The 12,478-nt window shown below is 43.1% G+C and carries 14 protein-coding genes; 1 reads left to right on the top strand and 13 read right to left on the bottom strand.

Annotated features, from left to right (window positions below):
• Nucleotides 1-45: 45 nt before the first annotated feature.
• The 5 genes from J7649_RS00675 to dapD form a co-directional block, all read right to left on the bottom strand.
• A complete protein-coding gene (locus J7649_RS00675) occupies nt 46-504 on the bottom strand; it encodes a peroxiredoxin (protein ID WP_004645641.1) in 459 nt (152 codons plus the stop codon).
• 81 nt (nt 505-585) lie between these two features.
• The gene (locus J7649_RS00680) at nt 586-999 is read right to left on the bottom strand and encodes a hypothetical protein (protein WP_004645640.1); all 414 of its coding nucleotides are present in this window, start codon (nt 997-999) and stop codon (nt 586-588) included.
• A gap of 16 nt (nt 1,000-1,015) precedes the next feature.
• A complete protein-coding gene (gene queC / locus J7649_RS00685; RefSeq protein WP_005097579.1) occupies nt 1,016-1,684 on the bottom strand; it encodes a 7-cyano-7-deazaguanine synthase QueC in 669 nt (222 codons plus the stop codon).
• A gap of 34 nt (nt 1,685-1,718) precedes the next feature.
• Nucleotides 1,719-2,429, bottom strand: a complete 711-nt coding sequence (queE, locus tag J7649_RS00690) for a 7-carboxy-7-deazaguanine synthase QueE (RefSeq protein WP_219308872.1) — start codon at nt 2,427-2,429, stop codon at nt 1,719-1,721.
• Between the two features lie 131 nt (nt 2,430-2,560).
• Complete coding sequence (gene dapD, locus J7649_RS00695) at nt 2,561-3,382, bottom strand: 2,3,4,5-tetrahydropyridine-2,6-dicarboxylate N-succinyltransferase (protein WP_004645637.1); 822 nt, start codon at nt 3,380-3,382, stop codon at nt 2,561-2,563.
• 319 nt (nt 3,383-3,701) lie between these two features.
• Here dapD and carO point away from each other — a divergent pair, with 319 nt between their 5' ends.
• Nucleotides 3,702-4,400 carry an ornithine uptake porin CarO gene (gene carO, locus J7649_RS00700; RefSeq protein WP_219308874.1) on the top strand — a complete coding sequence of 233 codons (699 nt, stop codon included), beginning with the start codon at nt 3,702-3,704 and terminating at the stop codon, nt 4,398-4,400.
• Between the two features lie 55 nt (nt 4,401-4,455).
• Here the strand turns inward: carO and J7649_RS00705 are convergent, their stop codons facing one another.
• The 8 genes from J7649_RS00705 to J7649_RS00740 all read right to left on the bottom strand — a co-directional run bounded on the left by J7649_RS00705 (nt 4,456) and on the right by J7649_RS00740 (nt 12,473).
• Nucleotides 4,456-5,685, bottom strand: coding sequence for an OmpP1/FadL family transporter (locus J7649_RS00705; RefSeq protein WP_219308876.1), 1,230 nt, complete (start codon nt 5,683-5,685; stop codon nt 4,456-4,458).
• A gap of 93 nt (nt 5,686-5,778) precedes the next feature.
• On the bottom strand, nt 5,779-6,702 hold the full coding sequence (locus J7649_RS00710) for a CysB family HTH-type transcriptional regulator (RefSeq protein WP_219308879.1): 924 nt from the start codon (nt 6,700-6,702) through the stop codon (nt 5,779-5,781).
• Nucleotides 6,703-6,755: 53 nt separating this feature from the next.
• On the bottom strand, nt 6,756-7,817 hold the full coding sequence (locus J7649_RS00715; protein WP_085064085.1) for a sulfate/molybdate ABC transporter ATP-binding protein: 1,062 nt from the start codon (nt 7,815-7,817) through the stop codon (nt 6,756-6,758).
• A gap of 11 nt (nt 7,818-7,828) precedes the next feature.
• The gene (gene cysW / locus J7649_RS00720; RefSeq protein WP_004279077.1) at nt 7,829-8,722 is read right to left on the bottom strand and encodes a sulfate ABC transporter permease subunit CysW; all 894 of its coding nucleotides are present in this window, start codon (nt 8,720-8,722) and stop codon (nt 7,829-7,831) included.
• Entirely contained in the window at nt 8,719-9,552 is an 834-nt protein-coding gene (gene cysT / locus J7649_RS00725) for a sulfate ABC transporter permease subunit CysT (protein WP_004279076.1), read from the bottom strand. The genes cysW and cysT overlap by 4 nt, the downstream gene beginning before the upstream one ends.
• Nucleotides 9,553-9,638: 86 nt before the next feature.
• Complete coding sequence (locus J7649_RS00730) at nt 9,639-10,244, bottom strand: RBBP9/YdeN family alpha/beta hydrolase (RefSeq protein WP_219308881.1); 606 nt, start codon at nt 10,242-10,244, stop codon at nt 9,639-9,641.
• A gap of 32 nt (nt 10,245-10,276) precedes the next feature.
• Complete coding sequence (locus J7649_RS00735; protein ID WP_219308884.1) at nt 10,277-11,290, bottom strand: sulfate ABC transporter substrate-binding protein; 1,014 nt, start codon at nt 11,288-11,290, stop codon at nt 10,277-10,279.
• A 175-nt stretch (nt 11,291-11,465) separates the two neighbouring features.
• On the bottom strand, nt 11,466-12,473 hold the full coding sequence (locus tag J7649_RS00740; RefSeq protein ID WP_219308886.1) for a sulfate ABC transporter substrate-binding protein: 1,008 nt from the start codon (nt 12,471-12,473) through the stop codon (nt 11,466-11,468).
• Nucleotides 12,474-12,478 lie beyond the last annotated feature (5 nt).

Here is a 12,478-nt window from a genome sequence, read left to right on the forward strand (position 1 = left end):
AAAGCTCGAATATTTCGAGCTTTTGTCTATACGGTAAGCATGCAATTAAGCAGCTTGCAAAGCTTTTAAATCTTCCAGCACTTGCTCAGCATGACCGGCTGCTTTCACTTTACGGTATTCTTTCACCAGTTGACCATTATGGAAAATGAAAGTCGAACGCTCAATGCCCATCACTTGTTTGCCATACATGTTCTTTTCTTTAATCACATCAAAATGATGACACAAAATTTCTTCTTTATCGCTGATCAGATTGATACTCAAATTCTGCTTTTCAGTAAAGTTCTGATGCGCTTTTACCGAATCACGGGATACGCCAAGAATTGTGGTGTTTAAAGCATCAAACTGATCTTTTAAACAGGAAAAGCCAACTGCCTGAGTGGTGCAGCCCGGCGTAGAATCTTTAGGATAAAAATAAATCACCAGCCATTCTGTATTTAACTGGGTTAAATTGATTTCGCCTGTCGTCGCAGGAAAATTCTGGTCAAGCAAACTAATTTCAGACATAAAAACTCCTGTTTTTTTTAAATTTTTTCAAAAAAATAAGCCACATTATAGTGGCTTATTTTATCAAAGAATAATCAGATCTTATTTCTTTGGTGCCGCTTGAGCTGATTTCATTGCTTCTTCAGTCAAAGTTTTCAGTTTGCCTGTTAACTGTGGACCAAAGCATGCTTGAAGATCTTTATTCTGCTTCTGTACAAAAGCTAAAGTGCCTGGGCTTTTCTTCTGGTTAATAGTGCTTTGAATTTCCCATTTTTGTGCATTGGTTAATTTGCCATCTGCTTCAATAGCACAACCACAATATTTGCTGACTTCAGCAGATGTCAATTTTTTGCTTTTGCCAGTTTCATTTTTACAAACATTGATCAATGCAGATTTTACATTGGTGCTTTTATAAGCTTGTTGTAATTTGTCATCAGCCGCTTGAGCTGTAGTTGCGAACATAGCAGCAGCTGAAACAATTGCTGAAAGCACGATGCTTGATTTTAAATTCTTCATAAACTCTACCTTGTTATTACGGTATATAACGTGTCGGGTCTTCAACACCTGCGTCCGCAAAACCCTGTTTACGTAAACGACAACTGTCGCATTTGCCACAGGCACGTCCTTGGTCATCTGCTTGATAGCATGACACCGTTTGACTGTAGTCTACGCCATGTTCAATACCTAAGCGAATGATATTTGCTTTGGATAAATGTAACAAAGGTGTTTCAAATTTGAGCGCCTGACCCTCTACGCCAACCTTGGTCGCAAGGCGTGCCATGTTGGCAAATGCGTCAATAAATTCCGGACGGCAATCCGGATAACCGGAGTAATCAACCGCATTAATTCCGATCACAATCGCTTCAGCTTCGAATACTTCTGCCGCAGCCAGAGCGTAAGACAGGAAGATGGTATTACGTGCCGGAACATAGGTAATCGGAATGCCAGCCTGTTCATGGTCGGGCACCTCAATACTATGATCGGTAAGGGCTGAGCCACCCAGATTACCCAGATCAATATTGATCACTCGATGTTCCACACCCGCACGTTGCGTTAAAGCTTTTGCTGCATCCAGCTCGGTCGTTGAACGCTGACCATATCGAAAACTAAGTGCGATACATTCATAGCGTGCCTGCGCCCAAGCCAGACATGTTGTTGAGTCTAATCCGCCAGATAACAGGACAATGGCACGAGGGCGCATAAGCTGATTCTCCAAAAAAATACTTTACAAAAAATTAACGACCAGTTTCATCATTCCATAACAACTTGTGCAGCTGTAACTGGAAACGAACAGGGAGATGGTCTTCTAAAATCCACTGAGCCAAATCACGTGCCAGTGGCGGTAAACGAACCGCACCTTTTTCGACCGCAAATGCAGGCGAAAACCAAACTGTACTCACTTTGTCTTGAAGTTGGTACTGTTCAAGTTGTTGTTTTGACCATTCATAATCTTCACGATTGCATATTACGAACTTGATTTGATCATGTGCAGTTAAATGATCGAGATTAGCAAGCAAATTCCGTGCAACTTCACCTGAATTTGGTGTTTTTAAATCTAAAACTTTGGAAACACGTGAATCCACTTTGGACACATCTAAAGCGCCACTGGTTTCAAGTGAAACCTGACATCCTAAATCTGCAAGTCGCTGCATCAGGGGTAGGGCATTTGGTTGTGCCAGTGGTTCACCGCCGGTCACACAAACATAAGGGGTTTTAAAATCAAGCGTGGTCTGGATAATATCGTCCAGAGACTGACGCTCACCGCCTTCAAAGGAATAGGTGGTATCACAATAGCTACAACGTAATGGACAACCGGTTAAACGGATAAATACTGTTGGCAGTCCTGCGGCATTGGCTTCACCTTGCAATGAATAGAAAATCTCCGTAATGCGTAAACCCGCAGACGGATCAGAGACAGGAATTGCGGAAGATCGAAGCGTATTCATAACAAAACTAACCAATGAAAAATAAATAACCGGGTATAAAAATAAAAATCCCTACGATTATTACTAATCGTAGAGACGAGGAGCAGTTGAAGCTCCGAGGAACACGAATGTGTCCTCTAAGTTAAGACATCTTAGTCTTCGCGTAATAGATCGTTCAGACTTGTTTTAGAACGAGTTTGTGCATCAACTTTTTTCACGATGATGGCAGCATACAGGCTGTAAGTGCCACACTTAGAAGGGAGGCTACCAGCAACAACGACTGAACCTGCTGGTACACGGCCGTAGTGGATTTCGCCAGTGGCACGGTCATAAATCTTGGTTGATTGACCAATGAATACGCCCATTGAAATCACAGAACCTTCTTCAACGATTACGCCTTCCACGATTTCAGAACGTGCACCGATAAAGCAGTTATCTTCAATAATGGTTGGATTCGCTTGAAGCGGTTCAAGCACACCACCAATACCTACACCACCTGACAAGTGAACATTTTTACCAATTTGTGCACATGAACCTACAGTTGCCCAAGTATCAACCATCGTGCCTTCATCTACATAAGCACCGATGTTGACATAAGAAGGCATCAAGATCACGCCTTTAGCTTGGAAAGAACCTTTACGTGCGACAGCAGGCGGTACGACACGTACACCAGCAGCCTTGAATTGTTCTTCAGTCCAACCTGAGAATTTAGTCTCTACTTTGTCATAGAAACGAAGATCACAAGCTTCCATTGGTTTGTTGTCGTTTAATTTAAATGATAACAGTACCGCTTTTTTAATCCATTGATGAACAACCCATTCACCATCGATTTTTTCAGCAACACGTAAAGTACCATTGTCTAGACCAGCAATTACTTCCTCAACTGCTTGACGGATTTCAGCAGAGCAATCTGCAGCTGTAAAATTCGCACGGTCTTCAAACGCTTGTTCAATGATTGTTGAAAGCTGCGACATGATCTTCCTTCCAGAAAAAAATTTTCTAGATTTTACACTATATTGCAGGAAAAATAGTTGAAAGCACTAAAAATAGATGAAAAATAACCAAAAGTGTAGAAAGCGTGAAATTATTAAAGTGATAAGTATACTTTTTCATTATGTTGAAATGTAGGAGAAGTGTTAGAAAACGCTTGGTTCTGAACAAGAAAAATTAATTTGTATCAAAAAATAACAAAAGATGAGCAAAATGCGAATAAAAAATATTTTTTAAGTCCTTTATATTGAGCCTATCACGAATAACTAATGATCAAAATAAGTTCTTTTGAGGAGAGAAAAAATGAAATCTTTACATAACATTTTAGCAGTATCAGTCTTAGCTCTAGCAGCGAGTTCTGCGATGGCTGCTGATGAAACAATCGTAACAGATGAAGGCGTTGCTGAATTCTCTTTCTTTAAACCAGCTTCTGTTCGTGCTGAAGTCGGTACTACCGGTTATGGTGGTGCAATTTCTTGGAGTGCTAACCCATATGTAGGTGTCACTTTGGGTTATAACGGCGGTGATATCTCTTGGTCTGATGATATTGAAGTAGATGATGTTAACTACGATGTCGATATGGATAATAACCTAACTTACCTAAATGCAGAGATTCGTCCTTGGGCGAACTGGTTCTATGTAGCAGCAGGTGTAGGTTATCTTGATCAACAATATGGTTTGTTGGCTAGAAATGACGGTGGAACTATCGAAATTAATGGTGAAGATACTGGTTTAGAACGCTTAGGTTATGATTTAGATTATAGTAATAAAATCGCTCCCTACTTGGGGATTGGTTTTTCACCAGCGATTACTAATCGTTGGGGAGTATTTGGTGAGTTAGGTGCTTACTATGCAGGCAATCCAACAGTAACTAATGTAAATTATTACGGTGGTACAGTAGCTGATGCTGCTTTAGTTGCCGAGCATATCGACGAAGTACGTAATGATAGTAAATACGAATGGCTACCAGTGGCTAAACTAGGTGTAAGCTTCCGCTTCTAAGATTTAACTTCATAAAAAACGAGCTTCGGCTCGTTTTTTTGTTTTTAGAATAATTTTAAAAGTGATAACCCAGTTTCAAACCTAGGATCCAGGCACTGTTATCGGAAACTGCAGATAAACCTGCGATCTGTGGCGTAATAGGTGCGGATGAGGAAATTTCAGGTTTGTGAAACTTTAAATAATATAATCCTGTAGCAATATCCCAAGTTTCTTGAATCTTATAAAGATGACCTAGTCCGATACCCCAATAGCCATCACTCGGATTCAATGTTGAAGCCGGATTTCCTGTACCAGAATCCCATAAAAGCTCGATAGAGTTTATGCCAAAAGATGGCCATTGATGGGCAAGTCCGATTTTTCCAGACCATTGATCCTTACGATAATCAATCATTCTAAAAGGTTTTACTTCAGGGAACTGTAAGGCCGCATAGTCAATTACAGCGCCAAATTTAGGCGGCTGGATCACGAAATTCTGCCAGTTTGACCAACGTAGCGTGCCATAGAGCGCATTTTGATCAGTTAAAGCTGTCTGAAAATCCAGATTTACTGACTGAGGCGTTTGAATTTCTGTATAAGGTGCTAGATTCGTACCGACAACAATCGATTCAGTGGTTTTATTGTGATGAGTGATTGCAGAACGATAGGTCAGCGCAGTTCTAAAAAAATATTCTGGAATCTGATAACTGATTCCAGCAAGCCAGCCCCAAGCGGGATCTCGTTCAAATGTGGCCCGATAACCATTGAATATATAAAATGTCTGCCCGGATAAATATAAATTTCCCTCTAAGCTTTGATAACTTAGCCCTGTATAAAAATTCCAGTTATCGTCTGGTTGAAAGCCAATTAATGAGGTCAAATTATGGCTCTCAAACCGAATGGTAGCAGCCTCAATCGGAAGTGCTGCACCTGCAAAAACAGGATCATAGTGATAAGCGATATCTATAGAATAAGGCTGATCGTAAATCAGTCCCCACGACATTTGAGGATTCAATTGGACTTTTAATGCGGCATTGGAAACCCATTCGCTATGGGTAAGATTTCCTGTAGAAAAATCAGTGATGCCTAATTGTTGCAGCTCTTCGGTATGTTGTACCTGACCGCTGATATCAGGGCGGACCCAAGCTAGAGAAACTTCAGCATAATGATTTTTTTCAAAAAACGATTGGATGCTTTGGTTAGATTGTTCAAACGCTGCTGCATAACCTGACCCGGAGAAAAACAAGCCCATGGAGAAAAGAGCAAATTTATGATTAATCATCTTGGTATAATTCAATTTATTATGCACGTGATTATGCTTGATATTTATATTCTTTATCCACTCAAAAAATAAAAAAGAGGCGATGTAGCCTCTTTGATTAAAAACTTAAAATACTGCAATTTATTCGTCTGGATAAGCCACTTTTTTCAGTGCCTTAATATCTGCGTCTGGTGAGCAGAGGGAAATAAACTCGTAGCCATAACCGCGTAATAAATGACCTTTACGCACTGCAATCCAGGTGGTATTTACGCCGAAAATATCGGTTTCAATCTGCTTTAAACGGTAATCACGCTCCGGGTCATAGGCCACATCGTTGACAATGCCGATGCCCATATTCATTTCTACATAGGTCTTGATGACATCGGCATCAAGCGCGGACATCACAATATCTACATCAAAACCAGCTTCTTCAAAGGCGGTATCAATCTTGGAGCGACCGGTAAAACCACCATGATAGGTAATAATCGGGTAGTGCGCCAGATCTTCGATGAGCACGTGTTCTTTACTTGCCAGTGGATGATTCTGCGGGGTAATAATACTGTGTTGCCAGTTATAGTAAGGTACGCTGGCCAGATTATCTTCAGTGGTGAGTGCTTCGGTCGCAATACCGATATCCGCTTGACCTTGCAGTAGCATTTCCGTGATTTCAATCGGGCTGGCCTGTTGCAAAATCAAATGTACTTTAGGGAATTCTTTTTTGAATTGGCTGACAATTGGTGGCAACACATAACGCGCCTGGGTATGCGTTGTGGCAACGGTCAATGTACCTTCATCGACTTTATTGAAATCATCGGCCAGACGTTTGATATTGTCGGCATCGACCAGCATGCGTTCTACAATGCCTAAAAGTGCCTGGCCCGGTTCGGTTAAGCCCAGTAGACGTTTACCTTTGCGAATAAACAGCTGCACCCCCAGTTCATCTTCCAGATCTTTAATATGCTTACTTACCCCGGACTGTGAAGTATAAAGCGCAGCAGAAGCTTCAGTTAAATTAAAGTTTTGTCTAACCGTTTCTCGTATAATTCTTAATTGTTGGAAATTCATAATTCTCTTACCCTAGAAGAGGATGGGGCATTTTAAAGCCCCATCTTTTGATCTTAAGCGACCTGGTTTTCAAATAAATGCAAATTCACCGCACTTAACCAAACAGTTTGATTTGGGCGGAATTGATGCGCTCTCGCTTCATCAGGCGTCAGTAAGATTTCAATCAGATTGCCTTGACGGTCATTTAGCTCAGCAACTACTTTACCCGCGATCCATAATTCACGAATGAAGGTCGCCTGAATGGCATTGTCGTGTGGCTGTGCATGGATGCGTAGTTCATCTGGACGTGCGAATAAAATCACTTCACCTTGAGCGGCATTTTTTGCACCCTCGAATTGAATACGGTCTTCACCGAGCTGGATGATGCCTGCATGGTTCTGACCTTCAAAACGGTTCGCCTGACCCAAAAAGTCGAATACAAATGGAGTTTTCGGGGTTTCATAGACCTCACGCGGTGAACCGATCTGCTCTACATTGCCTTTGTTCATTACTACGATCTGATCTGCAACTTCAAGTGCTTCTTCCTGATCATGAGTCACGAAGATCGAAGTAATATGCAATTCGTCATGCAGGGTACGTAACCAGCGACGCAGTTCCTTACGCACTTTGGCATCCAGTGCACCGAAAGGTTCATCTAGTAATAATACACGTGGTTCAACGGCCAGAGCACGTGCAAGGGCAATACGCTGACGCTGACCCCCAGAAAGTTGAGCTGGATATCGGTCAGCCAGGAAACCGAGCTGAACCAAGTCGAGTAAACGTGTCACACGTTTTTTAATTTCCGCTTCCGATGGACGGGTTTTACGTGGACGCACACGCAGGCCAAAGGCGATGTTGTCAAATACCGTCATATGACGGAACAGGGCATAGTGCTGGAATACAAAACCGACTTCACGCTCACGCACATGAACATTGGTGGCATCCTGACCTTCTAAAATCACTTGGCCACCATCCGCAGATTCCAGGCCGGCAATAATCCGTAGCAAAGTGGTTTTGCCACAACCAGATGGGCCAAGAAGCGCGACCAGTTGACCATCTGGAAAATCCAGCGAGATATTTTTCAGTGCATGGAATGCACCAAAGTGTTTTTCAATATTTTGTACTTGAATACTCATGTGGGCATTCCTTAAGAAACTGTTGAATCTTCATTACGTTTGTCTTGTTTTTCCTGGCGCAGTTCCACCCATGTTTTTAAAATCAGGGTTACAATTGCGAGGAGAGCCAGGAGTGATGACACGGCAAACGCAGCACTAAAGGTATATTCGTTATATAGAATTTCGACGTGTAGCGGCAAGGTATTGGTTTCACCACGGATATGGCCGGAAACCACCGACACCGCACCAAATTCACCCATGGCCCGCGCATTACACAGAATCACGCCATAGATCAGACCCCATTTGATATTGGGCAGGGTCACTTTCCAGAAAGTCTGCCAGCCAGATGCACCGAGTACAATCGCAGCTTCTTCTTCTTCGGTTCCTTGTGCTTCCATTAATGGAATTAGCTCACGCGCAACAAAAGGTACCGTAATAAAGATAGTCGCTAGGACAATCGCAGGCACTGCATAAAGGATCTTGATATCGTGATCCATCAGCCAAGAACCCATCCAGCCTTGGGTACCGAAAATCAGCACCAGCATCATACCCGCGATCACAGGTGAAACCGAGAAAGGGAGATCAATAATGGTGGTCAGGAATGATTTCCCCGGAAAGTTGAACTTCGCTACAGACCAGGCTGCCGCAACACCAAATACGACGTTGAGCGGTACTGCGATTGCAGCCGTCAGCAAGGTAAGTTTTACTGCCGACAGAGTATCCGGATGCACCAGCGCTTGGGTATAAACGCCAACCCCTTGTTTAAAGGCTTCAACAAAAACCAGAATCAAGGGCAGAATCAGGCAGCTTAAAAAGAAGATTAAGGCAATAGTGAGCAGCGTATAACGTACCCAAGTTGGCTCACGGGTTGCATCACGGGATTGCAACTTTTCAGCCAGCGCATTGCTGTTGGTATTTAAACTCATCGCGCAGTTCTCCCGGTACGACGGCTAGCCCATGCCTGTAATAAGTTAATCAGGAATAGCATCACGAAGGAAATCAGTAGCATGACGACAGCAATCGTGGTTGCACCGGCATAGTCATATTCTTCTAGGCGAGAAATAATCATTAAGGGTGCAATTTCCGTTTCAAAAGGCTGGTTACCAGCAATAAAGATCACTGAACCATATTCACCGACACCACGGGCAAAGGCTAAAGCGAAGCCAGTGATCAGCGCAGGCAGCAGAATTGGGAAAATCACTTTGGTCACAATCTGAAAACGGTTGGCACCCAATGCAGATGCAGCTTCTTCCAGTTCGGTTTCCAGATCGCTAAGGACTGGCTGAACCGTACGCACTACAAAAGGCAGACCAATAAAGATCAATGCCAGTGTAATACCAATCGGGGTATAAGCGACTTGAATGCCAATCGGTTCTAAATATTGACCAATCCAGCCGGTCGGTGCATATAAAGAGGTCAGGGCAATACCCGCAACCGCAGTGGGTAAGGCAAAAGGCAAATCTACCAGGGCATCGACAATACGTTTGCCCGGAAAGCTGTAACGTACCAGACACCACGCCAGTAACAGGCCAAACACTACATTGACCAGTGCAGCGACAATGGCCGCGGTGAAACTTAACTGCAATGATTTCAAGATACGTTCAGAGCTCAGGATTTCCCATAAGCCATCCCAGCCAATGCCCAGTGATTTAATAAAAACAGCTGACAGCGGGATCAAAACGATTAATGACAAATACGCTAGGGTAAAGCCTAGAGAAAGACCAAATCCTGGCAGCACTCGGGATCGCTGCGACATGATTACTCCTCAGAAGAGAGAAAGCTGATTGAAGTCAATCAGCTAAAATAAAAAAACAATTTGGGCACAAGCATAATTTGCAGCGACTAAAATGCAAATTTAAAATAACACTTGCTCTCATCAACTTTGCTGATATGGGGCATAGTGTTTTCTGAAATCAAATAGTGTTCAATTTCAGGAAAAGGGCCAAAACCAGAAGCGACATTGACATGACCGACTGCACCCAGATTAATTGGTTTGATTTTCCAGGTTTGGGCCAGTATGTGGGCATCTTCAAAACTTAACCAGGGATCATTTTCACTGATCAATAACGTGGTGGGCACCTGAAGCTTGAGCTGTTGAAAATAGGTGCTGTAGTCAGTCTGACTGTCGCGCGAAAAACCATTTTCCCCAAATCGTGCCGGATTAGCTGGTGCCACCAATAGCAGATTTTTTACTTTTGCATTGAGTTCGGGATGTCGGGCAAGGGCCGCAATACTGGTCAGACAGCCAAAGCTGTGTGCGACAATCTGAACCTCTGCTGGAATGGCTTGCAGAGTTTTGACAAATTCTGCCACCCAGACATCCAGTACCGGATGATTCCAGTCCTTTTGCTGCACACGGGAGCATCGCATCAGCCGGTGCTGTAAGCAGGTTTGCCAGTGGTTGTATTCACTGCCACCTACACCAGGAACGATAAGCGTATGAATCATGTCGATGCTCCTATATCAATCAGCTTGGAAAATTATTTCGCGCTGTTGGCTTTAACGATCTGGTCAAATACACCACCATTTTCAAAGTGAGCCTTTTGTACTTTGTTCCAGCCGCCAAATTCCTGATCAACCGTCACCAGTTTTAATGGCTTAAATACTTGGCTGTATTTGGCCAGTACTTTGGCATTACGTGGACGATAATAATGTTTACCTGCCAGGTCTTGACCCAATGGCGAATACAGGAAGTTCAAATAACCTTGAGCCAAGTACTGGTTGCCTTTTTTCTTGGCATTTTTTTCTACAATCGCCACCGGTGGCTCAGCCAGAATCGACAGAGAAGGGGTAATAATTTCAAACTTGCCCGGCTGTTCGCGAAGGGCTAAATGCGCTTCGTTTTCCCATGCGAGTAAAACATCCCCAATGCCACGTTCAGCAAAGGTCGTGGTTGAACCACGTGCCCCGGAATCCAGAACTTTGGTATTTTTATAAATTTTACGAACAAATTCTTGCGCAGTCTTATCGTTGCCGCCCGCCTGATGTTTGGCCCAAGCCCAAGCCGCCAGATAATTCCAGCGTGCACCGCCTGAAGTTTTCGGGTTTGGGGTAATGATTGCTACGCCCGGTTTGACCAGATCACCCCAGTCCTTAATCTCTTTCGGATTGCCTTTACGCACCAGGAACACGATGGTTGAAGTATAAGGCGTCGAGTTTTGCGGCAATTTCTTTTGCCAGTCCGCAGGTAACAGTTTAGCTTTTTCTGCCAGCACATCAATATCGGCAGCCAATGCTAACGTTACGATATCTGCATCCAGACCATCAATCACGGCACGTGCCTGTTTGCCTGAACCGCCATGCGATTGCTTGAAATTGATTTTTTGACCGGTACGGCTTTCCCAATATTTGCCAAAATTCTTATTTACATCTTCATACAGTTCACGGGTCGGATCATAGGATACATTGAGAAAATCACGTGCTGCTGCACCAAATGAGGTTGCCGAGATAACAGCTGCTAAAACCCCAAGTTTTAATGTGTTTGAAATGCTCATCTGGACTGAATCTCTGATATGTTCTGTAACATAAGCGCAGAATAAACTTATTCTTTATGCATAAAAAATAATTAAAAATGAATTTTATATGAAAAAAAGAGATAAATAAGCTCTTAAGTGTTTGAAATAAGAATGGCCTTATGAACAAAGGCCATAATGAACTGCATTTAAAGTATTATTTTGCGTGATTGGCTTTGACAATCTGATCAAACACACCGCCATTGTCAAAATGCTGTTTCTGCACCTTGCTCCAGCCGCCAAACTCCTTATCAATGGTCACCAGTTTTAAGGATTTAAATACACTGCTGTACTGCTTCAAGACATTCGCATTACGTGGACGGTAAAAGTTTTTCGCAGCCACAGTTTGCCCAGCAGGTGAATACAGATAATTCAGATAGGCTTTGGCCAGATGTTCATTACCATCTTTCTTGGCATTCTTTTCTACAATCGCCACCGGTGGTTCAGCCAGAATAGACAGAGAAGGGGTAATGATTTCAAATTTTCCCGGCTGTTCGCGGACAGCTAAATGCGCTTCATTTTCCCAAGCGAGTAATACATCCCCAATGCCGCGCTCAGCAAAAGTGGTGGTGGCACCACGCGCACCAGAATCCAGTACTTTGGTTTGTTTGTAGATTTGACGGACAAAGTCTTGTGCTTTGGCATCATTGCCACCTTTTTGATGTTTGGCCCACGCCCAGGCAGCTAAATAATTCCAGCGCGCCCCACCTGAGGTTTTCGGGTTTGGAGTAATAATGTCTACGCCCGGTTTAACCAGATCGCCCCAATCCTTGATTCCTTTTGGATTGCCTTTACGTACAAGAAAAACGATGGTTGAAGTATAGGGTGTCGAATTCTGCGGGAATTTCTTTTGCCAGTCTTTAGGCAGCAAACCACGTTCTGCAATTTCATCAATATCTGCTGCCAGTGCCAGTGTTACAACATCGGCATCCAGTCCGTCAATCACGGCACGTGCCTGTTTGCCTGAACCGCCATGTGACTGTTTATAGTTAATATCCTGACCGGTGGTTTTTTTCCAGTATGCGCTGAATTCCTTATTGAAATTGTCATATAATTCACGAGTCGGGTCATATGAAACGTTTAGGAAATCTTTTGCAGAGACACTAAAAGCGCTTGCTGATACCAGTGCTGTCAATACCCCAATTTTTAATTTACGAATGCTCATTTTTT

This window comes from Acinetobacter lwoffii (assembly GCF_019343495.1).
Classification (GTDB): domain Bacteria; phylum Pseudomonadota; class Gammaproteobacteria; order Pseudomonadales; family Moraxellaceae; genus Acinetobacter; species Acinetobacter lwoffii_P.